This is a genomic window from Mesorhizobium sp. 1B3, assembly GCF_050958605.1.
Classification (GTDB): Bacteria; Pseudomonadota; Alphaproteobacteria; order Rhizobiales; family Rhizobiaceae.
In genome coordinates this window covers 56,418-79,920 of sequence record NZ_JBJHDO010000001.1, presented here as the reverse complement: position 1 = coordinate 79,920, position 23,503 = coordinate 56,418, and the positions used below count along the sequence as shown (strand labels likewise).

At 62.5% G+C, this 23,503-nt stretch carries 24 protein-coding genes, 1 tRNA gene and 1 pseudogene; 10 read left to right on the top strand and 16 right to left on the bottom strand.

Annotation, left to right across the window (positions count from 1 at the left end):
* Positions 1-152 precede the first annotated feature (152 nt).
* Positions 153-830, top strand: a complete 678-nt coding sequence (locus ACCO56_RS00405) for a TetR/AcrR family transcriptional regulator (protein ID WP_433636564.1) — start codon at positions 153-155, stop codon at positions 828-830.
* Here ACCO56_RS00405 and ACCO56_RS00400 read toward each other — a convergent pair.
* Positions 818-1,486, bottom strand: coding sequence for a methyltransferase family protein (locus ACCO56_RS00400; protein ID WP_433636562.1), 669 nt, complete (start codon positions 1,484-1,486; stop codon positions 818-820). The genes ACCO56_RS00405 and ACCO56_RS00400 overlap by 13 nt on opposite strands.
* Positions 1,487-1,773: 287 nt before the next feature.
* Here ACCO56_RS00400 and ACCO56_RS00395 point away from each other — a divergent pair, with 287 nt between their 5' ends.
* On the top strand, positions 1,774-2,397 hold the full coding sequence (locus tag ACCO56_RS00395; RefSeq protein WP_433636560.1) for an FMN-binding negative transcriptional regulator: 624 nt from the start codon (positions 1,774-1,776) through the stop codon (positions 2,395-2,397).
* A gap of 112 nt (positions 2,398-2,509) precedes the next feature.
* On the opposite strand, the gene ACCO56_RS00390 is transcribed toward ACCO56_RS00395, so the two are convergent.
* The 4 genes from ACCO56_RS00390 to ACCO56_RS00375 are packed head-to-tail and all read right to left on the bottom strand — an operon-like array spanning position 2,510 to position 4,574.
* On the bottom strand, positions 2,510-2,725 hold the full coding sequence (locus ACCO56_RS00390; RefSeq protein WP_433636557.1) for a DUF4287 domain-containing protein: 216 nt from the start codon (positions 2,723-2,725) through the stop codon (positions 2,510-2,512).
* 57 nt (positions 2,726-2,782) lie between these two features.
* Positions 2,783-3,376, bottom strand: coding sequence for an OmpA family protein (locus ACCO56_RS00385; protein WP_433636555.1), 594 nt, complete (start codon positions 3,374-3,376; stop codon positions 2,783-2,785).
* Positions 3,377-3,378: 2 nt separating this feature from the next.
* The gene (locus ACCO56_RS00380) at positions 3,379-3,876 is read right to left on the bottom strand and encodes a hypothetical protein (protein ID WP_433636554.1); all 498 of its coding nucleotides are present in this window, start codon (positions 3,874-3,876) and stop codon (positions 3,379-3,381) included.
* Positions 3,877-3,911: 35 nt separating this feature from the next.
* A complete protein-coding gene (locus ACCO56_RS00375; RefSeq protein ID WP_433636552.1) occupies positions 3,912-4,574 on the bottom strand; it encodes a TetR/AcrR family transcriptional regulator in 663 nt (220 codons plus the stop codon).
* A 421-nt stretch (positions 4,575-4,995) separates the two neighbouring features.
* Here ACCO56_RS00375 and ACCO56_RS00370 point away from each other — a divergent pair, with 421 nt between their 5' ends.
* Entirely contained in the window at positions 4,996-6,189 is a 1,194-nt protein-coding gene (locus ACCO56_RS00370; RefSeq protein WP_433636550.1) for a M14 family metallopeptidase, read from the top strand.
* Between the two features lie 174 nt (positions 6,190-6,363).
* Here the strand turns inward: ACCO56_RS00370 and ACCO56_RS00365 are convergent, their stop codons facing one another.
* The 5 genes and pseudogenes from ACCO56_RS00365 to ACCO56_RS00345 form a co-directional block, all read right to left on the bottom strand.
* The gene (locus ACCO56_RS00365) at positions 6,364-6,684 is read right to left on the bottom strand and encodes a hypothetical protein (RefSeq protein WP_433636548.1); all 321 of its coding nucleotides are present in this window, start codon (positions 6,682-6,684) and stop codon (positions 6,364-6,366) included.
* 113 nt (positions 6,685-6,797) lie between these two features.
* The gene (locus ACCO56_RS00360; RefSeq protein WP_433636546.1) at positions 6,798-6,995 is read right to left on the bottom strand and encodes a hypothetical protein; all 198 of its coding nucleotides are present in this window, start codon (positions 6,993-6,995) and stop codon (positions 6,798-6,800) included.
* A 161-nt stretch (positions 6,996-7,156) separates the two neighbouring features.
* On the bottom strand, positions 7,157-10,885 hold the full coding sequence (locus ACCO56_RS00355) for an autotransporter outer membrane beta-barrel domain-containing protein (protein WP_433636545.1): 3,729 nt from the start codon (positions 10,883-10,885) through the stop codon (positions 7,157-7,159).
* 588 nt (positions 10,886-11,473) lie between these two features.
* A pseudogene (locus ACCO56_RS00350) lies at positions 11,474-11,662 on the bottom strand (DUF2274 domain-containing protein); the annotation flags it as partial.
* Positions 11,631-11,807, bottom strand: a complete 177-nt coding sequence (locus ACCO56_RS00345) for a hypothetical protein (protein WP_433636544.1) — start codon at positions 11,805-11,807, stop codon at positions 11,631-11,633. The pseudogene ACCO56_RS00350 and the gene ACCO56_RS00345, both read right to left, overlap by 32 nt.
* Before the next feature lie 361 nt (positions 11,808-12,168).
* Between ACCO56_RS00345 and ACCO56_RS00340 the strand changes: the two genes are divergently transcribed.
* Together ACCO56_RS00340 and ACCO56_RS00335 are read left to right on the top strand one after the other, a co-directional pair.
* Complete coding sequence (locus ACCO56_RS00340; protein WP_433636542.1) at positions 12,169-12,783, top strand: Fic family protein; 615 nt, start codon at positions 12,169-12,171, stop codon at positions 12,781-12,783.
* Positions 12,780-13,199: a hypothetical protein gene (locus ACCO56_RS00335; RefSeq protein ID WP_433636540.1), complete on the top strand. Its 420-nt coding sequence runs from the start codon at positions 12,780-12,782 to the stop codon at positions 13,197-13,199. Before ACCO56_RS00340 ends, ACCO56_RS00335 begins: the two co-directional genes overlap by 4 nt.
* A gap of 502 nt (positions 13,200-13,701) precedes the next feature.
* On the opposite strand, the gene ACCO56_RS00330 is transcribed toward ACCO56_RS00335, so the two are convergent.
* Positions 13,702-13,778: transfer RNA gene (locus ACCO56_RS00330), tRNA-Arg, on the bottom strand.
* 189 nt (positions 13,779-13,967) lie between these two features.
* Entirely contained in the window at positions 13,968-15,464 is a 1,497-nt protein-coding gene (locus tag ACCO56_RS00325) for an ATP-binding protein (RefSeq protein WP_433636539.1), read from the bottom strand.
* Between the two features lie 362 nt (positions 15,465-15,826).
* On the opposite strand from ACCO56_RS00325, the gene rpmH reads away from it, so the two are divergent.
* The 4 genes from rpmH to yihA all read left to right on the top strand — a co-directional run bounded on the left by rpmH (position 15,827) and on the right by yihA (position 19,008).
* Complete coding sequence (gene rpmH, locus ACCO56_RS00320) at positions 15,827-15,961, top strand: 50S ribosomal protein L34 (protein ID WP_011579721.1); 135 nt, start codon at positions 15,827-15,829, stop codon at positions 15,959-15,961.
* 13 nt (positions 15,962-15,974) lie between these two features.
* On the top strand, positions 15,975-16,316 hold the full coding sequence (gene rnpA, locus ACCO56_RS00315; RefSeq protein WP_433636536.1) for a ribonuclease P protein component: 342 nt from the start codon (positions 15,975-15,977) through the stop codon (positions 16,314-16,316).
* 16 nt (positions 16,317-16,332) lie between these two features.
* Complete coding sequence (yidC, locus tag ACCO56_RS00310; RefSeq protein ID WP_433636534.1) at positions 16,333-18,147, top strand: membrane protein insertase YidC; 1,815 nt, start codon at positions 16,333-16,335, stop codon at positions 18,145-18,147.
* A gap of 180 nt (positions 18,148-18,327) precedes the next feature.
* A complete protein-coding gene (yihA, locus tag ACCO56_RS00305; RefSeq protein ID WP_433636532.1) occupies positions 18,328-19,008 on the top strand; it encodes a ribosome biogenesis GTP-binding protein YihA/YsxC in 681 nt (226 codons plus the stop codon).
* Here yihA and msrB read toward each other — a convergent pair whose 3' ends face one another.
* The 4 genes from msrB to ACCO56_RS00285 all read right to left on the bottom strand — a co-directional run bounded on the left by msrB (position 19,009) and on the right by ACCO56_RS00285 (position 21,750).
* On the bottom strand, positions 19,009-19,509 hold the full coding sequence (msrB, locus tag ACCO56_RS00300; RefSeq protein ID WP_433636530.1) for a peptide-methionine (R)-S-oxide reductase MsrB: 501 nt from the start codon (positions 19,507-19,509) through the stop codon (positions 19,009-19,011).
* Between the two features lie 174 nt (positions 19,510-19,683).
* Positions 19,684-20,241 carry a fasciclin domain-containing protein gene (locus tag ACCO56_RS00295; RefSeq protein ID WP_433636529.1) on the bottom strand — a complete coding sequence of 186 codons (558 nt, stop codon included), beginning with the start codon at positions 20,239-20,241 and terminating at the stop codon, positions 19,684-19,686.
* A gap of 235 nt (positions 20,242-20,476) precedes the next feature.
* Entirely contained in the window at positions 20,477-21,214 is a 738-nt protein-coding gene (locus ACCO56_RS00290) for an anti-sigma factor (RefSeq protein ID WP_433636527.1), read from the bottom strand.
* Positions 21,211-21,750: a sigma-70 family RNA polymerase sigma factor gene (locus ACCO56_RS00285; protein ID WP_433636522.1), complete on the bottom strand. Its 540-nt coding sequence runs from the start codon at positions 21,748-21,750 to the stop codon at positions 21,211-21,213. The genes ACCO56_RS00290 and ACCO56_RS00285 overlap by 4 nt, the downstream gene beginning before the upstream one ends.
* A 130-nt stretch (positions 21,751-21,880) precedes the next feature.
* Between ACCO56_RS00285 and ACCO56_RS00280 the strand changes: the two genes are divergently transcribed.
* Complete coding sequence (locus ACCO56_RS00280; protein WP_433636520.1) at positions 21,881-23,413, top strand: amidase; 1,533 nt, start codon at positions 21,881-21,883, stop codon at positions 23,411-23,413.
* The last annotated feature ends 90 nt before the right edge of the window (positions 23,414-23,503 follow it).

Sequence of the window (23,503 nt, the reverse complement as noted above, 5' to 3'; positions counted from 1 at the left end):
CAAGCCTCCCGATGTCGACCCCGCTTCCGGCAGGGCTCCTCCCTGACATCAAGAGAACTTTGTACCAATCGGTTAATTTCGTCAATCACTTTGTACGAGCCGGTTAATTTGCTATGACGCCGTGCGACGGCCATGGGAGGAGTAGAGGGATAATGGACGACAAGCCGGCGGGCAGCCGTAGCGGCTGGAAGCAGGACCCGGCAGGTGTGCGCAAGAACATCCTTGCCGTCGCAATGCAAGAATTCGCTGCCAACGGGCTGTCAGGCGCGCGTATCGATGAGATCGCGGCAAAGACCAATACGTCGAAACGGATGATCTATTACTATTTCGGCGACAAGCAGGGCCTCTACACCAGGGTACTGGAAGAGGCTTACCGGCAGGTCCGGGCCGGGGAGCAGGAACTGGAGCTCGACCATCTCCCTCCCGTCGAGGCGCTCAAGCTGCTTGCCGAATTCACCTTCGAGCACCACAGCCGTCATCCCGATTTCATCCGGATCGTGATGATCGAGAACATCCACGACGGCGCCTATCTCGAGCAATCCGAACTGATCCGCCTCCTCAACGCGGGCGCGATCCAGAAGCTCGAAGCGATCTGCCGGCGCGGGCGGGAGTCAGGTCTCTTCCGCGACGACGTGACGCCGCTGGAGCTGCATTGGCACATCAGCGCGCTGAGTTTCTTCAACGTCTCCAATCGCGCCACTTTCTCGCGCATCTTCGGCGACGCGCTCTTCACCGCCGATGGACAGGAAGCGCTCCGGGCGCATCTCGTGGAAATGGTGGTCGGGCTCGCGCTCAACCCCGATCGGCGCGCGCGGCGCTACCAGACATAGGGAACGAGGCGGTAGCGCACGCGGGCGGCATAGTCCCGATAGCCCTGGAGTTCTTCAGTCAGGGTGCGTTCCTCATGCACCGCACGCCATGCGATGCCGAGCATCAACACGACGGAGAGCACCAACCCGATCCAGGAGCCGAGCAACAGCGGAATGCCGGCAAGCAGCAGCAGCGCGCTGGCATACATAGGGTGTCGCACGATCGCGTAGGGGCCGCTGTCGATCACCCGCTGGCCGGCCTGGATCTTCACGACAGGGGCAGCAAAAGCGTTCTCGCGGAACGTCCACATGGCGCCGAGCATATAGAGCACGATGCCCGACCCGCCCACCGCCTGAAGCCAGACCGGCATAGCGATGAAGCCGGTTCGCGCCGCGTCCCAACTCATGACCACCAGCCACGCGAGGAATGCGATCACGAACAACCCCAGCCAGACGCGGTCCCACGGCTTCTGTTCACGCTGCATGGGCGAGGACATGCGCTCGCGAAGCAGAGCCGGACTGTGTTTCCCCAGCCAGAGGATCATGACGAGGCCACCGAGCCCGAACAACGCTATCAGAACCCAGGCGCCGGGGTAGGCCAGCGTGCCTGCCGGCCACAGGATCAGAACGGCCATAAAGGCTACCCAAGCGGCAAGCTGGAGCAGATAGACGGCCATGGCTTCCTCCGGGCTGATGGCTGCAAATCAGGTTCTGTGGTTGAATATAATTCCAGGAGGCGCCGCGGACACCCGAAGATCACCCGGACAGGCTGAATTGCGCGGAAAGGGCACTGCGTCTTACGTGCTCGCCTGAGCGCATCACAAGTGTCCCGCCTGAAAGTCCGGGCCATAGAGCGTCGGGGGACCGGCGCGCTTCAGCGACTGGACCACATCAAACCTTCAAAACTGGATTCCAAGCGAGCCAGATCTTCGGCATCTTTCCCTGAAACGCAAGGAGCTTCGCTGTGTACACGCCCCCCGCATTTCGAGACGACGACAAGGAGAGCCTCAGGGCGACGATCCGCGCGGCGCGGCTGGCGAGCTTCGTCACCGCCACAGCTGACGGGCCGTTCGCGACACCACTGCCTCTCTACTTGGACGACAGCGAGGGCGAGTACGGCGTGATCTATGGTCATCTCGCCAGGGCGAATCCTCAGTGGACTGTTCCGCCGCTGGGCGATGGCCTGGCGATCTTCATGGGACCGGACGCTTACGTGACGCCGACGTGGTATGCGACCAAGCAAGAAACGGGGAAGGTCGTGCCGACCTGGAATTACGTTGCCGTCCACGCCTACGGTCCGGTCGAGTTCTTCGAGGATCCGGACAGGCTGCTGGAAGCCGTGAGTTGCCTGACCAACCTCCACGAGGGCGAGCGCGTCTCGCCTTGGGCAGTGTCTGACGCGCCGCCGGATTTCGTTCAGGCGCAACTGCGCGGGATCGTCGGGCTGCGCATGCGGGTGACGAGGCTCGAGGGAAAGCGCAAGATGAGCCAGAACCGGAACGCGGCCGATCGCGGCGGCGTGGCCGCAGGCCTTGCAGCAAGCGACCGTGCATCCGACCGAGAGGTCGCCCCTCTCATCCCGTTGTGAGATCGAGCGAGCCGGCGGCTTCCTCTATGCTGGTGCCGCGAAAGGATCGGCCAAGAACGATCGCCTCGATATCCTCGCGGATAAGCAAGAGGCCGTGTACGTGGCTTCGCAGCTAGGTTGCGCTCTGTGCCCGATGATAAGCAACCAGAGCGTTGGCATGCCCATGGCCCAGACCATGCTCCTTCTTGAGGAGTTGGACCATTTCCATATGCTTCTTCCCATTCAATGCTTCGAGGGTTTCCAGCCAATGGCTTATCGGCTTGCCATACTTTTTCTCAATGGAAGGAAAGTATGACTTCGGACCTTTGACTGCATTGTCTTGCGACATGACGGCTCCTTAACACTTTGCCTGTCTGGCTGTGTCTGATGGCTGTTACAGCAAATTTCATTGGGTCTTGGGCAGTACGAACTCGACACGCCGGTTCAATGCACGTCCCTCCGGGTTGTCCAATCCGTTTTCACCTTCGTTCGGCGCAACCGGACGACTGCTGCCCAAACCGACGACCGACAGTTTTGCCCTGTCGGCGCCGTGACCAACGAGCCATGTGGCGACAGCCTTCGCCCGGCGCAGGGAAAGGGTCCGGTTATAGGTATCCGAACCCTTGGAATCGGTGTGGCCCTCGATGACTGTTTTGCCAACGGGGACCGATGCGATGAGGCGTGCGATCTCCTTTAGTGTCGGTTCCGCGGTTGTTCGAATGTCTGCCTTGTCGAAAGCGAACAGCACATCACCCGTCATCGATACCCTGATGGCATTATCTTCCTGCCGCACCGTCAGATCACTCTGGTTGGCGGCAAGATCCTCAATCCGAGCAAACAGCGCCGAAGCTGTGGAATCCAGATCTTGCGGAAGGCCTTTCAAGTTCAGGATTGTCGCTTTGAGGTCCCTGACCTCGCGTTTGTAATCCGACGCTTCGGCGCTCGCATGGCTTGTCGAAAACAAGAGCGCAAGAGCCGCCATTCTCGCAAACTTGCCCATGGCTATCTGTCGGCAATTGGAATGGAATCGATTGTCTCGACACCGTGGATGGTCAAGGAGACTTCCGTGATGTCCTTGGGCGGTGCGGGAAATCTTCCATACCAGGTGCCCGACACCGGCGAATCCTTGGTGTTGCGAATGGAAAGCTGCGGGCTTGCCAGTGGCGTGTCCTGACTGTCTCTCAGCAGAAGGTATTTTTTGTCACCTGCAAGGACGTAGAAGCTGTTCTCGTAATCCTTCTCGGTGATCTGGGCATAGATCGATTCCATCTTGTCCGGCACGAGCGGTGCAAATCGAATCTTGATCGTGAGGATATCTCCCTTGCGGGTAGCCTCCGTAACTTGCGCTTCCGCCGCACCGCTATTGGTTATCCCGGTTGCCAATGGCGGTTTGGATGTGGTCAATGCCTCAGATCGAGCAGTATTGAAGCCCGCGGCGCTACCGATCACCACAGCGAGACAGGCGGCGGCGACGAGCGAAATGGATTTGTTTGAACGCATTCCCGGTTCTCTCCTGTGAAACATTGTGGATGCGCCTATGGATGAGGAGGGACCGCAGTCTGCGTCACCGGATCCGTCCCTTCCGAATGCCGCATTTCCGCTTCCAGAAAGGAAAAGAGCATTTCCTTTTGCCGCTCCAGGAACCGTTCGTCAGGCGCTATAACGTTGTAGAATACATAGCCGCGCAGGGTGGCGAGCGTGAAATGCATGAGGTCAGCGCGCTTCCTTCGATCGGGAATGCGACCACCGAAGACATTGCCCCAAAGCCGTTCCAGAATCGCCTGCGATTGGATCCTGTGCTGCATGACCAATGTATGGAGGTGCGCGTCCGCGCGTGTCCCCATCACAATTTCCCATATCGCCATATAGCGGCGGCCTGCATAGATTTTGCGCAGCAACTCGATAAAGGTCCTCCAGTCGGTGGTGGAGCTTTCATCATTCGCGAACGTCTCGAGTTGGAGTCGGACTTCTTCGAACTGGTAGTCCACGAGGGCAAGGACGAGTTCTTCCCTAGAGGCAAAATGATGCTGTAGCGCGCCGGACGTCAGACCTGCCCTGCGAGTAATCTCGTTCGTTGTGGCACCCGCGTAACCACGCTCAATCAGCGCAGACATCGTCGCTTCGAGCAGAGCTTTCCTCGTTTCCTCGCGCCGTTCTTGCTGCGTGCGGCGCCGTGTGCGCAACTGCTTTGCAGGCATTGGCATTTTTTCCTTCCAACATAAAACATCATAGTGATGATGTTTTATGTTGGAAGTGATTTTGATGACCGGGCGATAAAAGCAGGGAGAACAGCACCATTGTCAAAACCGCGAAGTTGACGTGACTGACCGGCGCAGGTGGAGGAGGGAATTCCGGGCCGCGAAGTGGCGCAAAAGTCCGATTTTTGCCAGCGACTTTGTCGCAAAACTTTAGGAATTACGCGACACAGCAAGGTCACAAGCCCCGACATGGCTCCCGCAGAAATCACGCAACCTTGCGAGTTCAGCGGCATACCCGTATTTGAAGTTGCGCGGAATTTTGCGACTGAAGTGCATGCAGTGCCGTCATACGAACGTTGCCTTTCACAATGACAGTCCTTTCACAATGACAGTGCCTTTCACAATCACAAAGGACCCCATCATGCCGGATAAGTCCGCAAAAGGCATCGACCGCCGCGATCTGATAATGGCATCCATTGCCACGGTCGGCGCGGCGGCCGCCGTCGCCATCAACGCTGGCGCTGCGAATGCCCAGGACGCGGCGACACCCCCTGCCGATTCGGCATCAGGAACGGTCTATACCGGCGATGTAATCGACGGAAAGAGAGTCGTCACCAAGCTCGACGTCAACGACCTAGAGCCCGGCAAGAAGCACCGTTTGTATTTTCAGGGCGTTGAGATGCCCACCGGACAGCACTGGTATGTGTCTGTGACGGTCGCGAAGGGGGCAAAGCCGGGTAAGCGCGGCGTCCTGACCAGTGGCGTGCATGGCGACGAGATGAGTTCTGTGCATACGGTTTACAGCGTGATGAACCAGCTCGACCCGGCGGAGATGTCGGGCACGGTGATGGCGGTCACGGACGTGTCCCGCCCGGCCCTGGAAAGCATGCAGCGCAGATGGCCCAACCAGGGCAGAGGCATCGATCTGATCGATATGAATCGGGAGTGGCCCGGGAACGAGAACGGCGCCACCGCGCCCAGCCGACACGCAGGGCTCCTGTTCAACCGGCTGCTACGGCCGAACGCCGACTTCGCGATCGATTTCCACACTGGGACAACCGGATTCGAAGTCGCCGCATTCAATATTGGCGGTATGGATGTGCCCGAGGTCCAGGCGATGGTGGAACTCTATCCCGTCGGCCAGATCTTCGACAATCATGTATATCCCGGTGTCCTGCACAACGCGTTTATGGACGTCGGCATCCCGGCGTTCACGCCGGAAATCGGCGCTGCGCGCGTCTTGGACCACGAGATGATCTCGCTGTTCGTGGAAGGCACAATGAATGTCCTCAAGCATCACGGTATCGTTGCCGGGCCAATGGGACGCACAGGCAAGGACGTGGCTGTCTTTGTCGGGAACAGTGCGTTCCCGATCCTGGCCACCACGGGCGGGCTCGTTGAACATCTGGTCAAACTCAACGACAAGGTCGAAGCTGGACAGAAGGTTGCCCTCCAGCGCGATAGCTTCGGCGAGGTGGTTGCGGAGTATACAAGCGGCGTGGCCGGAGAGATTACGGGCCAGCGCAGCGATGCAATGTCCGAGCCCGGCAACCCCTTGGTATTCATCCTTTTCAACAAGCCGGGACCGGAGGACGCTCAGGTCTATCCCGAGTAGTTGCCGCACCGCCCCCGAGGCCGTGGCGTGACTTTCACGACGGTCAGTACGTGTAGAGCACGCTCAATTCGACGGCGGGCGGCGCTTGCCCAGGCTGCCCACAACCGGCGATGCAGAGCGCGGCCGAGCAGAATAGTCTTTGCACATCATTTTTCCGGCAGCGAAACGAGACGCTCAACCGCCGGTGCATGCGGACGGCACGGCTCGGCCAATGCCCCACGATAGGCGCCCCTGTGCGATGGTCAGCGTCTGCCGGTCGTTCGAATAGGTCGTTCCTTCTGGCCCCATGGAGGGCAGATCGACCGCGGCTGCGCCGTTGACGGATACCGAAGCGCGATCACCGAGAAGACGCACTGCCAGACGCGTGCCGTCCTCGCACGTGTAGTCGCTGACGGGATAGGGGTTACCCGCACCGACCGACGCGCCAGACGCGGAATGCCCGAAGCTTGCAAGCATCAACGCGCAGATTGCCGCGATCGATAAATGTCTCAACATAATAGTCCTCCAAACCGGCACAAACTCATCGGCACGCGCAGGCCGAAGCACATGGTCAGCAATGCGCTGGCCGCCCCCGCGACGATCGACCCGATCTCGTAGAGCGAGACAGATCAGCCCACCAAACCGGCCCCGCCAATCTCGGCCACGATGGAGGGGAGCATGGTGGCGACGATCAGGCTGTCGGCCGCGTGCAGCCAGACGGCCAGGCAAACCAGGGCCAGCGATGGTGCGTAAGGGCTTCCAAGAAACTCCCTCCATGATACGAACGACTCCGTGTCTTTCCCCGCCTCGGTGCCCTTGTCCGCCATGCCCGTCTCCTCTTGGCGGATATGCTGCTACGGCCTCAACATTGGTTGAGGTCAAGGAGTTTCCGAATGGCGAAGAAGGAATTGTCGGTCGGCGAGCTCTCGGCGCTCACCACCTACTCACCCGAGCAGAACGCTTGAGAACAAAGACAAGCGCGCGGCGGTCACCAGTTGAACCGGACGCCGAAAGTACCGGCGGCGGCGGTCTGACGGCTACGGCCGTCGTCAAGTGACCAGCGGTAGCTGCCCTGTCCGTAGAAACTAATATTTTTATTGACTCGCGCGGTGACGCCGCCCCCGACCTCAAGCGCCGTACCGCCAAAGCGGGTGTCGATGGCGGGCGAGGACTGGCCGAAGATCGTGCTGTCATTGCCGGAGAAGGCGTGCCAGAGATTGATCCGCGTATAGGGTTGCCAGAGGGTGCCTTGCGCGTCCTCGCTAGTATACTGCAGCCGGGCTCCGAGCCGTCCCGTCCAGGCGGTGCCCTCGCTCCAGTTCACACTCGAATAGGCGTCGCGCGAATGGTCGACCGAGATGGTTTGGTAAATGACCTGCGCCTGCGGCTCGATCTGCCAGCGGTCCTCCGCCCCGAATCGGATCGGATAGCCAGCTTCGAGTGACGCCGTGTAGCCGGTAGCTTTTGTGCGGAGGCCGGCGGCGAAATCGGAGTGGGCGGAAATGTCGTACCAACTCGCCTGGAAGACAGCGTCAAGATACCAGTTGCTCGGTCCGAAATGGGTCCAATAGGCACCGGCCGATGGGCCGTTCATCTGCAGCCGGCCGACGCGGAGATTCTGCACGCCGAGGGCGAAGCCGGAGATCGATGGCGCACTGTAATCGGTATAGGCGCCATAGACGCCAAGATGGTCACGATGGCCACCGGCATAGGGATCAGTGCGGACGACATCGATGCCGGCCTGCAGGCCAACGAGATTGCCGATGGCGGAGCTGTCGACGGTGCCATCCCAGCGATTGCGAGTGCGTTCGCCGATGGCGCGGGCCCAGACGCCATTGAGATAATCGCTGCCGCTCAGGGCACGGATATTCTCCTCTTCGCCGACCCGCTCATGCAGCGTGCCGAGGGTTGTAAGCCCCATTTGCCGACCGATCGCAGGGATCGGCGCGTAGAGCGCCACTTCCGGCCGGTGGAGCGGGATGTCTGGACCGCTCGGCGTCGTCGGGGTCGGCGTGTCGATGAGGTGGGAACGCAAGAACCAGTCGTCAGTGCCGGTGCTGCCACCACGGAAGAGTTGGTATTCGTAGGCGCCGGCGGCGACACGCTGACGGAGCGTGAAGGCATCTGCCGCCGTGACGCCGCCATTGGTCGCCTGCACAAGGCGGATGCCATCCGCCACGGTCTGCGCGCCCGGACCGCCGGTATTGTTGACCAGCACTGAGGTCGTGCCGCTGGCTCGGCCACCATCGATCACCAGCAAGTTGGTCGGCGAGTTGTCCGCGCCAAGATAAGTATTGAAGCCGATGCGGCTGCCGGCGCCGCCGACATAGCTGCCGACCGTGAGCGTGCTGTAGGCTCCCGGCCGTGCCAGGAACTGGATCAGACCGGCGTTAGTCACCGTGCTGGTCGCGTTGGAATCTCCAGTCACATTCCAGGCGCTGCGGGTGTCGATCGCGACATTGGTCGCGTTCCGCGCCAAGCCGGTCCAGAGGCTGTCCTGCGCCAACGCCACGTCGGCGGTGTTGCCGGCATCGGCCAGCAGGTCGCCGGTCCATTGCGACGCAGCTAGGTTGGCGCTGGCGGTACTACCCGGTCCGGTCAGCACGAGATTGCCCGCCCAGCGGCTGTTGCCGAGATTGTAGCTGAGGGTCGAGGGATCGACGATGATGTCGCCGGTGAGCGATGGTATACCGGCGATGTTCAGCGTCAGGTTGGCCGGGTTGCCCGCGGCATCCTCGGTCACCAGCGCCAGCAATGGCCGGCCGTTCACGACGGCAGGGGTGATTGCGGTGCCACCGCTGATCGAGACGGTGCCGATCCCGCCCTCGGCGAGCACGATCGCCCCGCCGGTGGTGCTCAGGCTGCCGCCGACGACCGACACGGTGCTCGGCGCGCTGCCAGCGAGGTAGATCGGCGCCGATCCGGCGCCGCTCACCGCGACCGCGGTCCCGGCGGCGGCGAGGGTGCCGCCATTGATGGTGGCGATACCATGCGCGCCGGCACCAGTAGTGATCACCGAGCCGCCAGTGACCTGGACGGCGCCCATGTTACTGGCTTGGACGCCAGTGGCGGCGGCTCCGGCGGTCGTGATGGCGGCATGGGTGAGGGCGATGGTGCTGCCAGCATCCTGGGCATGGGCGCCGAAAGCATTCTGCCCCTGTGTGGTGACTGTGACATCCGTGGCGGCGATCGTGCCGCCTGCCACCGCGTGCAGGCCCGCGGCGTTAATATTGTTGGTGGTTACTGAGGTGCCGATCAGGGTGACGCTGCTACCGGTGTCGGTCGCCCGAACGCCGTCGGCACCGCCAACGGCGACGGCGTCGGCGCCGTTGGTCGTTATGGTACCGTCGATGACGAGGGCCGTGCCGCCTTGGCTGATCCTGACCCCGATGGCACCGTCGCCATTCGTGGTGATGGTGCCGTTCTCGGCCTGCAGCCGGCTGCCGGCCCCGACCACGTCTGCGCCATGGGCTTCCAGGCCCATAGCGTTCGGGGCCTCGAGGACCGGCCCGGTCGCCCGGTACCCGGTGCTGATCTCGGTGCCTGTCACGATGATCGTGCCCGCGTTGGTGACGAGCAGGCCCGAGCTGGAAGGACCGGACGTGCGATTTCTGGTGTCGGTCAGGGTAATCGTGCTGCCCGACCCATTTGCCACCGCCCCGGGAGAATTGGGTTGGTAGGTGAAAATCCCGAAACCGGAGAAGTCGATCCTGCCCCCGGCCTCGGCCCATACACCCGGGCTGTTCGCGCCATAGGTAGCGGAAGTCGCGCCATTGCTGACCCGGATGCTGCTGCCGACACCCCGGGCGAGCATGCCCGGAGCGTTGGCGATGATGGTGCCTCCGTAGTAGTCGCCGGTCACGATGGCGCCGCCGCTCGTCGTAATCGTTCCTCCGCTGGTGGCGAGCAGCCCGCCGCTGTCGTTGCTGAAGACGTTCACATAAGTATTATTCAGGTTGAGGCTGCTGCCGCGTCCCGAAGCGACGGCGCCCAAGGCATCGCTTGCGCCCATGCTGAAGGTGCTCAAGTCGTTGAGGATGACCGAGCCACCGGCGTCCACGAAGACAGCGGAAGCGCCCGCGCCGTAGGTTTGGATATTCGCCCGGATCAGGGAGATTGTCCCGCCGCTGGCCGCATAAGCGCCATACGAGCCGTCGCCGTAGGTGTCCACTGCACTATCGGTCAGCGTAATTCTGCTGCCCGTTCCGGCCGCACCGATGCCATAAGCGCCGGCGTCGTTCGTGTAGATGGCAGTATTGTCACCGGTGATCCGCCCGCCGCCACTAGCATAGAGGGCGTGGCTGCCCACGCCATAGGTCGAGATCTCGCTCAGCGTGGTGGCGCTGTCGGGCGTGCCGGTCAAGGAGATCATCCCGCCGCCGGCCGCATGTGCACCGTAGCCGCTGCCGGTCACCAAAAGATGGGTGGAGGTGGCGCTGTAGCTTCCCGCACCGGTGATCTCGACTACAGTCCCCGGACTCTCCCGCGCGGTGAACGCCGGATCCTCACAATTGCCGGAGGAGATGCTGATCGCCGCAGGCGGCGATGGGGCGCACTGTGCGAACGCTTGCGCCGAGGGCAGCAGCATCGTCATCGCGGTACCCAGGACGAAGCGATGATTGCAGATGGAGCTCAGCAGCGCGTTCTTCAGCGAGTTGGCGGCGAAGGTATCGAAGCCATGAATGGCAATTGGCTTGTTCAGGCGGTCAGTATGCAATTGACTCAGTCTAAGGACATTTCCGAGAATCATTCATCGTCATTCTCACAGCGATTTCATAAACAATCTCATAATCTGGCGACAAGTGATGACTGGGTTTTGTTGCAGAAATCGCCAAGCTCGGACTGGTTTCACGCGCCTCGCCTTCGGTGACTGGGAGGCGGTCGATCGGACAAAGTTTTTCAGAGCCGACGAGAGTGTACGGATCGGCGCCCATCCCAGCCATTTAAGCCGCGAAGAGCTGTTCGAGCATGCGGCTGTTTGGGCGATGCAAGCGTCGGAAGACGTTTGCCGTGCAGGGCGATTTGCGCCAGGACGGCAAGCGGGCAGCTTCCATTACAGTGACGATCGCCGACGCAAGGGAGACGCCGACGCGGGAGGCCCGCGCCACGGCGAAGGAATACCTCGCGAAGATCAGCCGGGGCATCCGAAGGCCGAGGAGCTTGCCAAAAGGAGGAGGTTAAGGAGCCGACCGCCGAGCCGGCTCCGATCGTCGGCATCACCCTGCGGGCCGCATGGGAGCGCTACAGGGACGCGCATATAGTGCGCAAGGGCCGTAGCGAACGGACGATCGACAGCTATCGCGATCTTGTCGGTCGCCATGAAGCGCTGGAGCATGGGCGCCACCAGCTTGGCCGGATCGGGCGATGTCCTGTTGCCGGCAGCACGGCCGAGGATCTCGGCATAGGCGACGAGATCGCGGTGGACGGCGGTCGGCAGCTCGACGATGATCTTCACCGGCCTGTCAGGGATGGCGGAGAGCTTCAGCTTGGTCATGCTCGGCCATCAGAGCATCGTACTCGTCGCGCAACGCCTCGCGCTGCTTGCGCTCCTTGCGCGTGAGTTCGGGCGGCCTTCTTGATGATGCAGGGATCAGACCGTCCTCGAGGAAACGCCCCGCCTTGCGGACAAGATCGGCCATGGGATCGGCCATACCCCAACTGGGAGCGGTACTAATCATTTGAGATCAAGGCGGTAGCTCCAAGCGACATCGGCCAATGGTGCGCCGGTCGCTATAGGCGAAATTGATGGGAAGATCGGCCAAAAGATCGGCCAAATTCTTTATGCAGTGCGGAATATGTGTTTATACTCATGTGATTAGAATAGTCACAGATCGGCCAGATTGATGGAAGAAAGCGTCCAGCGGATCAAACCAGCCCGGCTCGAGGATGTGTCCGAGACCGTCTCCGGACGCACTGGCGGAGCTTTCGGCCGCATCAGCCACGTTAGGGAGCAGCCTGCATCCGCGCACGGCCGCCAGCCTGGCGGATCTCGTGCGCATTATGAACACCTACTACAGCAACCTCATCGAGGGGCACGACACGCGGCCGCGCGACATCGAGCGTGCCCTTGCGGGCAGTTTCGACGAGGACGAGAAGCGGCGCAACTTGCAGATCGAGGCCGCTGCCCATGTCCAGGTTCAGGCAGAGCTCGACCGGATGGCTGCGCAGGGGCGGTTGCCGGAACCAGCATCTGTAGATTTCATCCGGTGGCTGCACGCTGAGTTCTACCGCGACGCAGAAGAACTGATGCTGCGCATCAAGGGCGCGGGGCAGGAATTCATCATGACACCCGGAGAATGGCGTTCCGCGCCAGAACACGACGTCGCGGTCGGCCGCCATGTGCCGCCCTCCAGTGGGAGGGTCGGGGACTTCATGGACTATTTCGAGCGGCGCTATCGGTTTGAGAAGCTGGGTAAAGCCGGCCGGGTGCTGGCCATCCCCGCCGCGCATCATCGCTTCAATTACATCCATCCCTTTCCAGACGGCAATGGTCGCGTCAGCAGGTTGATGAGTCATGCGATGGCGCACGAGGCCGGTATTGCGGCTCATGGCCTTTGCCGATCTCGCGGGGCCTGGCTCGCGGCCTCGAAAGCCGCAAGGACTACAAGCGCATGATGGACCACGCCGATATGCCGCGTCAGGGCGATCTCGACGGGCGCGGCAATCTCTCGCAGCGTGCGCTCGCGGACTTCACCTTGTGGTTCCTGCGCGTCTGCGTCGACCAGGTGACGTTCATGTCGGGCCTGTTTGATCTCAGCACGCTGGCGAAGCGGTTGCGCAGCCATGCCGAGCGCAGCGGCCTGAAGCCGGAGGCCGCGCGCCTGCTGGAAGAGGCGCTTATGCGCGGCGAGTTCGAACGAGGCGAAGCCGGGCGCATCACGGGCTTGCCCGAACGGACGGCAAGGCGAGTGTTCAACGACGTGATCTCGCTCGGGCTGCTGGCGTCTGAGACACCGAAGGGGCCGGTCTCGCTGCGCTTTCCGGCCGATGCGCTGGATGTCCTGTTTCCGAAGCTGTTTCCAGAGACATAGGCAGCGCCTATCGATTGCTGCGTGGCATCGGGGCGCGTTTGACTCCTCCCGGCCAGCAGTTATTTTGGTGCGCGGCATGATGCCGACATCGGGAAAGATGAAGCTGGTACGCCAATTTTTGCGCTTACCGCTGCTCCACTGATGGATATGATCGGGCCGAACAAGACCGACACGGCCAAGGGCGACATCTATGTGACGCCGGCCACCATCGAGAAGCTGCATCAAATCTGCATGAGCATCGTCGCGACGTATTGACGGCGTTCCGAAACGTAGAGGGAAAACGGGTCTTAAACGGCCCGTTTTTCGTTTCGGCTTTGGTCTCAAATGTGGCGCAAAACGGTCTCAAAGTGCGCGGCGCGCAACAGATTCATGCGCTGTTGGTGCTGATGCTTCGCGCTCATCGGCCGAAAAACCCCAGACTAAAACCCAGACTAAAAGGGATTTCTATGCTGGGGAGCCGTTGCGGTGAAGACAGAAAATGAAGGTATTCCATGTGGTTAAATGGCGCGCCCGAAAGGATTCGAACCTCTGACCCCCAGATTCGTAGTCTGGTGCTCTATCCAGCTGAGCTACGGGCGCGCAGTGGGCGGTTTGTCGACCAGCCCGACAGCCTGTTCGAAAGAACCGGCCGCGAATGTGGGTGCTACCTAGCGACTGGCCGCGCGAAAAGCAAGCGGGGCGATGCGAAAACTTTCAAAGACCACAACACCCTGCGGCAGCTCCGGCCGAGAAGCACGAAAAAGCGGCACCGGCAAACTCCGGCGCCCGTCAAGCAGGCCGGCGGAAGGCGCTGCGTGCCTCGTCGAGCTGCACCGGCTGGTCAGGGATCATCACGGCAAAGACCGTATGGCCGCCGACACTTTCCACAAGTTCGATCGAGCCGCCATGGGCGCGAACCAGTTCGTTGGCGATCGCGAGCCCGAGACCGGTGCCGCCGCTGCGCGCCGAGCCGCGAAACGCTGCGAACAGGTTCTCCCGCGCCTTCTGGGGGAGACCGGGGCCCGTGTCGGCCACGAGGATGCGGCTGATGCTGCCCGTCCGTTCGGCCGAGACGGTCAGCCGCCGCACCACCGACGCTTCCTTGTCGGCGCTCATCGCTTCGACCGCGTTACGGCACAGGTTGGTCAGCACACGGAAGAGGTGTTCCGAATCGGCGTCCACCTGGAAGTCGGGCTCGACCAGATTTTCGAACTCGACGCTTGAACCCGGATCTATGCCGAGCACGCCCTGCACCTCGTCGACCAATTGCCGCAGCCTGAGCTTCCGGCGCATGGGCGGCGGTTCCTGGGTGCGGCCATAGGCCAGCACGCCTTGCGAATAGGCGACGGCGCGATCGAGCGCGCGCACGAGCTTAGGCGCGAATGCCTGGACGGTCGGATCCTTCACCATGGCGAGGCGATCGGAGAGGAGCTGCGCCGAAGCGAGGATGTTGCGCATGTCGTGGTTGATCTTGGACACCGCCAGGCCGAGATCGGCGAGATGGCGCTGCTCTGACAGCGTACGCTGCAATTGCATCTGCAGCCCGGCAAGCTCCTTTTCGGCTATGCCCAATTCATCGTGACGCCCGCTCGGCCTCAAGACCCGGGTCGGATCGTCCGGCGCCTCGGCGAAGCGCAGCATCGATTGCCGTAGGCCACGAATCGGCCCGATCATCAGGCGGTTGATGGCGGTGAAAACCAGCGTGGCGGTGACGACGGAGATGAGCAGCGACAGAAGCGCGATATTGCGCGCGTAAAGCAACATGGCCTTGCGCAGCTTGCGGTCGGGGAAGATCAGTTCGAATTCCTTATCGCTGTCGCCGACCTTGCCGAACACCCGCACCATCCGGTCGCCGCCGAAGAACACGGTGTCGAGCGCGTCGACCACAGCGGCGGCGGGTCCGATATCGGCGAGATCGATATGTGCGTCGACACGCGGCGGCATGTCGGCAACCGCCAGCAGGCGGGACACGCCGGCGTCCCGCACGGCGATGGCCTTCGCGCCGAGCGCCCTCAAAAGCTCATCCTGGGCGGAGCGCGACAAGGTGACCGGCTCGCCCTGCATCAGAACGACGCTGACCGATGCAGCCGTGCCCAGGCGCTCCTCCAGCCAGCGTACCCGGAAATAGGAGATGGAGGGCACGAGGATTAGGAGCTCCGCGATCATTACGAAAAGAATGGTGAGCAGCAACAGCTTCGTCGACAACCGACGCACGACCGGCACGCGCCTGGCAATTGGCGTCAGGTCGTCGGATTGTTCTGGCCCGCCGGCCGGCCGTTCCGTCATAGCACGCGCCCTCTACCGCGATCCCCTGCCCCGCCAGGGAGACAACGCTTGCCCGGCTTGCAAACCGTGGCTTTTGCGTTGCAACAAAAATAGGTGTTCGCCACGCATTTGCCAGCTTTCGATTTTCCGGACCAGCATTGCGTCCTGCCAACCTGATGTCAGGAGACCGGGAAAGCCGGCCCGTGCCGCCTGGCTTTCCGGCAAAGCCCGCGATTGACTTCGCGGCACCTTCTCCATATAAGCCCGCTCACGCTCGGGTCCTTGGTCCGGCGCAATTGGTTTTGCGCGAGAACAAGCCGGCGAACGCTCCTGCTCATCAAGAGACAGAATGAAGAAGGGCCGCACACCGCGGTATTAAATAAATGAAGCGCACCTACCAACCGTCCAAACTCGTCCGCAAGCGTCGGCACGGCTTCCGTGCCCGCATGGCCACCAAGGGTGGTCGTGGCGTGATCGCCGCTCGCCGCAACCGCGGCCGCAAGCGGCTCTCCGCCTAGGAAGGCGGCAGCCTTGCCGGTGACCGGCAAGCCGCCGCGAAGGCTTCGCAAGAGAGCGGAGTTCCTGGCCGTCCGGCGCGGTGAAACGCGTCGCGGGCGGCTTTTCGCGCTGGAAGTGCTCCATCGAGGCGACGGCGGCGCGCCGCGCGTCGGCTTCACGGTCACCAAGAAATCCGGCAATGCCGTCCGGCGCAATCGTATCCGGCGCCGCCTCAAGGAAGCCGTCCGCTGCCATGCCGCAGGTGACATGGCGCCGGGCAACGACTATGTGATCGTCGGGCGCAGCGACATTCTCTCCGCCCCTTTCGGCCAGTTGGCGGCCGAGTTGACACGGCGCATCCGCAACAAGCGGTAAGATCCCAGGTCCATCGATGGAAAACAACCGGAACTTCTTCATCACGATCGCGCTTTCAGTGCTGATCCTCACGCTCTGGCAGGTGTTCTATATGAACCCGCGGGTCGAGTCGCAGCGCGAAGCGGCTCGCATCGAAGCCGAACGGGTCGAACAGCAGAAGAAGACAGAACCTGCCAGCCGCGGCGACGTTCCCCAGCAGACGGCGATTCCCGGCAGTGCTCCGGGCGGGGTTCCTGGCAGCGACGGCGCCACGGCAGCCACGCGCGATTCCGCGCTGGCAGCCACGTCGCGCGTCCAGATCGACACGCCGCGTCTTTCCGGCTCGATCAACCTCGCCGGCGCGCGCCTGGACGACATCCGCCTCAAGGACTACCACCTGACGATCGACAAGAGCTCGCCGACAATCGAACTGCTCAACCCGTCGGCACTTCCCAACGGCCAGTTCGCGGAAATCGGCTATGTCGGCAACGACGCGACAGGATCGGTTCCCGGAGCCGACACGGTGTGGACGGTCGAAGGCAATCCGGTGCTCACCCCGGCAACCCCCGTAACGCTGACCTACACCAACGACAAGGGCCTGACCTTCAAGCGCATCATCGCGGTCGACGGCGATTACATGTTCACGGTTTCCGACACGGTGACGAACGCCGGTGCAGCACCCGTGTCGCTGTCGAATTACGGCCGCGTCACCCGTTTCGACAAGCCGACCCATGCCAGCATCTACGTGCTCCATGAGGGGCTGATCGGCGTCACCGGTCAGGAAGGCCTGCAGGAGATCAAATATTCGGCCATCGAGGAAGACAAGGAGGTCAAGCCCGGCAAGTCGTCCGACGGCTGGCTCGGCATCACCGACAAATACTGGGCGGCGACGCTCGTGCCGTCGGGCAAACAGGAGTTCCAGCCGCGCTTCGCCTATTTCCCCGACGACCGTCCCCGTTTCCAGGCCGACTTCCTGACCGATCCTATCAATGTTCCCGCCGGCCAGTCGGCGACGATCGAGACGCTCGTCTTCGCCGGCGCCAAGGAAGTCGCCACCGTCGACGCCTATGAAAAGGACCGCGGCATCCGTCAGTTCGAACTGCTGATCGACTGGGGCTGGTTCTATTTCATCACCAAGCCGATGTTCTGGTTGATCGACACGCTTTACAAGATGCTCGGCAATTTCGGCCTGGCGATCCTGGCCACAACGGTTCTGGTCAAAGCCGTCTTCTTCCCGCTCGCCAACAAGTCCTACAAATCGATGGCGAACATGAAGAAGGTCCAGCCCGCCATGCTGGAGATCCGCGAGAAATACGCGGACGACAAGATGAAGCAGCAGCAGGCGATGATGGAGCTCTACAAGAAGGAGAAGATCAATCCGGTCGCAGGCTGCTGGCCGGTGCTGATCCAGATCCCGGTGTTCTTCGCCCTCTACAAGGTTCTCTACATCACCATCGAGATGCGGCACGCGCCCTTCTTCGGCTGGATACAGGACCTGGCCGCGCCGGACCCGACCTCGCTGTTCAACCTTTTCGGGCTCCTGCCATTCGCCGTGCCGGAGTACCTCCATATCGGCGTATGGCCGCTGATCATGGGCGTCACCATGTTCCTGCAGATGCGTATGAACCCGACACCGCCCGATCCGACCCAGGCGATGATCTTCAACTGGATGCCGGTGATCTTCACCTTCATGCTGGCGAGCTTCCCGGCGGGCCTCGTCATCTACTGGGCCTGGAACAACTTCCTCTCGATCGTCCAGCAGGGCGTGATCATGAAGCGTCAGGGCGCCAAGATCGAGCTCTGGGACAATCTGGCGAGCCTGTTCCGAAAGAAACCGAGCCCGGCCGAATAGTTCCCGACCCGCGAAGCCCCGGCCCTGCCGGGGCTTCGCAATATGTCAGACCGGTTATGCGTCCTTCGAGGCTCGCTTCGCTCGCACCTCAGGATGAGGTTGGCCGGCGCTACGGTCCTCATCCTGAGGTGCGAGCGAAGCGAGCCTCGAAGGACGCACCAGCTATGGGAAGGTTTCGTCATGACAGGCACTGATCAATCGCCAGGAACCAACGGCTTGACCGAGATCGACCCTAGCCTGTTCATCCGCCCTTGGGTCTTTATCCGCGGCGTGCCGGCCATGAAGTTCCTGCCGCCGGAAGGTCCTCCGGAGATCGCGCTTGCCGGCCGTTCCAATGTCGGCAAGTCCTCGCTGATCAACGCGCTGATCGGCCAAAAGGGTCTCGCCCGCACCTCCAACACGCCCGGCCGCACGCAGGAACTCAACTATTTCGTGCCCGACGGCTTTTCCGGCGAAGGCGGCGACCTGCCCCCGCTCGCCCTTGTCGACATGCCCGGCTACGGATACGCACAGGCACCCAAGGAGCAGGTCGAGAAATGGACGAAGCTGGTGTTCGACTATCTCAGGGGCCGCGCCACGCTAAAGCGCGTCTATATGCTGATCGATGCCCGTCACGGCATCAAGAAGAACGATGAGGAGGTCTTCAGCCTGCTCGACAAAGCAGCCGTTTCCTACCAGCTCGTGCTCACCAAGACCGACAAGATCAAGGCTGCTGGCGTGCCGCGCCTGATCGCCGAGACTTTGGAGCGGATCCGCAAGCGCCCGGCAGCCTATCCCGCCGTCCTGGCGACGTCGTCAGAGAAGGGCTCGGGCCTCGATGAGCTTCGCGAGGCCATTCTGCTCGCCGCGCATGGCGGCTGATCACAACGCCGCAGGGTGGAACGTCAGCGCCACGCCGTTGATGCAATGGCGCAATCCCGTCGGTGGCGGTCCATCGTCGAAGACGTGGCCGAGATGTCCGCCGCAACGCCTGCAATGGCACTCGGTGCGCGTCATGAATAGCGAATTGTCCCGCCGTGTGCCGATGGCATTGGGAAGCGAATCCCAGAAGCTCGGCCAGCCCGTGCCGGATTCATACTTGGTCCGGGACGAATAGAGCGCGAGATCGCAGCCGGCACAATGGAAGAGGCCCTCGCGCTTTTCGTCGAGCAACGGGCTCGTGCCGGGACGCTCGGTGTTCTCCTTGCGAAGGACCGCATACTGTTCCGATGACAGGATGCTGCGCCATTCGGCATCGGTCTTCGTCACTTCGAATGCCTCGGCTTGCGCAGAGTCCGTCCGGTTGAGGCGCGACAATGCCGCCGCACCCGCGAGATAGACGACGCTCCTCGCGCCCGCCAAAAGAAAATCCCGACGTTTCATCGGCATATCTCCTGCTGCCAGCATAAGCCACCACGATCACTGTCCGGAAATCAAATCCCATTGACGGTCTGACGCCCCGCACCGCAAGGCCCCAATTTCGGCGGTGCGGGGCTGGCCGCGGCGGCCGGACGGATACGGCACGCCGCGGTCGATGCTGCTGCCCTCTGAGACGGTTCACATCTTCGGCAGCAGCACCTTGTCGATGACGTGGATCACGCCGTTGGACTGATCGACATCGGCAATGGTCACCGTGGCGACGTTCCCGTTCTCGTCCTCGATCTTGACCTTTCCGCCATCATGCTTCGCCGTCCAGGTGCAGCCCCCGACCGTCTTGATCGGATGCTCGCCCTCGTCGTCGTCGATCATCTTCGTGATATCCTTGGAGAAGGCCTCCGCCGCCACGACATGGCAGGTCAGGATCCTGGTGAGCAGGTCCTTGTTCTCGGGCTCGAGCAGGGTTTCCACAGTGCCCTTCGGCAATGCGTCAAAGGCTGCATTGGTGGGAGCGAAGACCGTGAATGGTCCCTTGCCCTGCAACGTCTCGACCAGACCTGCGGCCTTGACCGCCGCGACGAGGGTCGTGTGATCCTTCGAGTTCACGGCGTTCTCGACAATGTTCTTGTCGGCGAACATGGGAGCTCCGCCGACCATGGGATTGGCGGCCAAGGCAAGCGAGGTGAATGCCGAGAAGGCGATCGTCCCGGCGAGAATCGAAGCTGTGTATTTCGGCATGTCAGTGGTCTCCTCTTAACGCCCCCCGATCGGGGTGCACGCGAGGAGCTACGACTACCCATCCCGGGAAGTTTCAGAGACCGGAAAGAATTTTCTCATCCCAGTGGCCCTGGATATTGACACATCCAGGGCGCCTCACTCGCCGGCGCGGCCCATCCGGGCCACTTGGCTTTCGCGCCAACAGGCGCGGCGCGCAGTCGCGCGCTCCAATGGTCAATCTTATCGACCATTGGTATCAGATGCTCTTGAGATCGCCGGCGGCAACGACGGGTCCCGTGGGCTGGCCGGTCGGAGAACCGCCGGATGGCTCGAGGCTGACGGCGAGGATCGCGCCGGCTGCAAGCCGCGCCCGTGTCGCTCCGCCGACGGTCAGATGCGCAGTCGCACCCGCCGGAATAACGCCCAGCGACACCGGCGCATTGCTGCCCTCGATCATCCAGAGCTCGAAATCCCTGTCCTGGGCGCGTTGCCCTGAGACGTGCGAAAGGCTGACCTCTCCGCGTACCTCGTCATAGACGGCAAGGTAGCGCACGTCGCTGCCTTCGGCGGAGAGCGAGGCGACCAGTCGCGGAGCCGGAGGCTCGGTCGGCGGCGTGAAGGCCGGTATGGCGACATAGAGAACAAGAGCGGCAAGAGCCACGGCGGCAAGACCACGCCAGAAGGCGAGGCTCGACCAGATGCGCCGGCCGATCGCAGCCTCGTCCGCATCCGGCCCAGCAGCGGCGGATGGGCCGAACAGCCGTCGGTCTATCGCTGCCTTGGCGCCAGCCGGCGGCTCGACCGACGTGTAAGCGGAAGCCAACGGGCCGAGATGGGCCTCCCAACTGTCGACCAGATGAGCGAAATCCGGCTCGCTGTCGATCCTGGCCGCCACCACCCGCCGTTCCTCCGAAGACAGGACGCCAAGAACATATTCGGCGGCAAGGATGTCGTCGCCACTCGGCTCGGGTCCGTGTTCGTCCGTGAGCGTCATCGTTCGAGGCATTCCCTCAATTTCATCAGGCTACGGCGCAGCCAGGTTCTCATCGTGTTGAGCGGCACGCGGTGGCGCTGCGCCAGCTCGGCATAACTCTCCCCCTTCAGATAGGCGCCCCGAACGGCTGCCGCCCGATCCCTATCCAACTCGTCGAGGCACTGGTGTATCCGTTCGCTTTCCCCGGCCGCGACGGCAGCCGCTTCCGGCCCGGGCGCGGGATCGGCGAGATCGAGCGCCGCTTCAATCCCGACCGCCGCTCCCCGTCGCGCCCTCACACGATCGATCGCATGATTGCGCGCGACTGCGACAAGCCAGGTGATCGGGCTCAAATCGGAGATGGCGAAGCGGTCTGCCTTGTTCCAGATCTTCACATAGACTTCCTGGAGAGCCTCTTCGGCCTCCGCGCGGTTGCCTAAGACACGCAGGCAGACGCCGAAGAGTTTCGCGCTCGTCTGCCGGTAGAGCGCATCGAAGGCTCCCCGATCCTTCATCGAGGTCCGCACGATGAGCTTGCTGACGTCTTGCGGGGTCATCCCGGCGGAAAGACTACGCCCTTGCCTCGTATTTTCAACGCTGGTGCGGGTGGAAGTAAAACATCGAAAGATTGTTCTCACCTTTCCAAGCAATGCTGTAGCTTGCCGCGAAAACAGATGGAGGATCAAAATGCCGGTTGAGGGGCTGCTTTGGGAACATGATGCGACGGGGCTCGCGGAACTCGTGCGCAAGGGCGAGGTCAGCACGATCGAGCTGGTCGAGGCGGCAATCGCCCGGGCCGAACGAGTGAACCCACGCATCAACGCGATTGCGGAGCGCGCCTACGAGGAGGCGCGGGAACGAGCCGGAAAAGTCGACCGCCAAACGCCGCTTGCCGGCGTTCCGTTCGCCATCAAGGATCTCGGCATCGCCTGGAATGGCGTGCCGGTGCATGGCGGCAGCAAGGCACCCTTCTTCGTGCCGGACTTCGATTCGGTGCTGACCGAACGCTACCTCGCCGCCGGTTTGATCCCGATCGTCACCAGCACCACGCCCGAATACGGACTGCGCCTGATGACGGAGTCGCTCGCCTTCGGCATTACCCGCAATCCCTGGAACACGGATCATACGACCGGCGGTTCGTCAGGCGGCGCGGCTGCTCTGGTCGCGTCCGGCGTCGTGCCGGCGGCGCATGCCTCGGATGGCGGCGGCTCGATCCGAGTTCCCGCGGCAACGACGGGGCTGGTCGGCCTGAAAACCTCGCGCGGCCGGGTGCCGCTGTCGCCGCTCGCGACGGAATCCTGGTACGGCTTCGTCGTCGATCATGCGCTGACGCGCTCTGTACGCGACAGCGCACTGCTCCTCGATCTCACGCACGGTCCCGATCCCTTGGCTCCCTATGCGGCCCGCCCGCCCAAGGGGACATTCGCGGCCGCCGCCATGCGCGATCCCGGCCGGCTGAGGCTCGCCGTCTATCGGCAGTCCCCGCTCGGACTGGAAATCTCGCCGGAAACGCTGGCGGCTCTCCACACGGCGGTCGCGCTTGCCCGAGAGGGCGGCCATACGGTCGAGGAGATCGCCCTGCCGATGATCGACCGCGACTTCATGGCTGGCTTCGCCGTCTCGGTCAGTTCGGCGGTCGCCGGCACGATACGCATGGAGTCAATCCGGACTGGCCGTTCGATCATCGGCAACGTCGAGCGCGCAACCCGCGTGCTTGCTCGTTTCGGCGAGCTGCTTTCGGCCGGCGAAGTCTATGCCACGCTCGAGCGACTCCACGCGGCCGCCAGGCAGCTCATCGCCGCGACAGCGGCATACGACGCCGTGCTGATGCCCATCATCGCGCATCCGCCGCTTCCCTGCGGGGCGATGGACCCCGGAGGTGCGGACGAATTCATCGAGGACATGCTGGACAAGCTCCGGCTCACCCGTCTGCTCAGGATCAAATCCCTGCTCGGGCAATTGATGGACAAGAGTCTCTGGTTCACGCATTGGCCGGCTATCCAGAACGTCACCGGCCAACCGTCGATCGCCATGCCGGTCTATGTGACCGATGCTGGCCTGCCGCTCGGCATCCAGGCGGCGGGCAGGCCGGGCGACGAGGAGACCCTCCTTTCGCTCGCAGCCCAGATGGAAGCGCTATCGGGATGGCGGAGCCGCAGGGCGCCACTGATGGCGCCGGCGCAAGCGGCCGGAAAGGCCCGGCTGGCCGCAGCTTCCTAGCCCTTTCATACGTCTCGATTCGGCAACGTCGGACTGGTGAATCATTGCCCGACTTGCGGTTTCCCGCTAAGACGCCGCGACCCCTTTCTT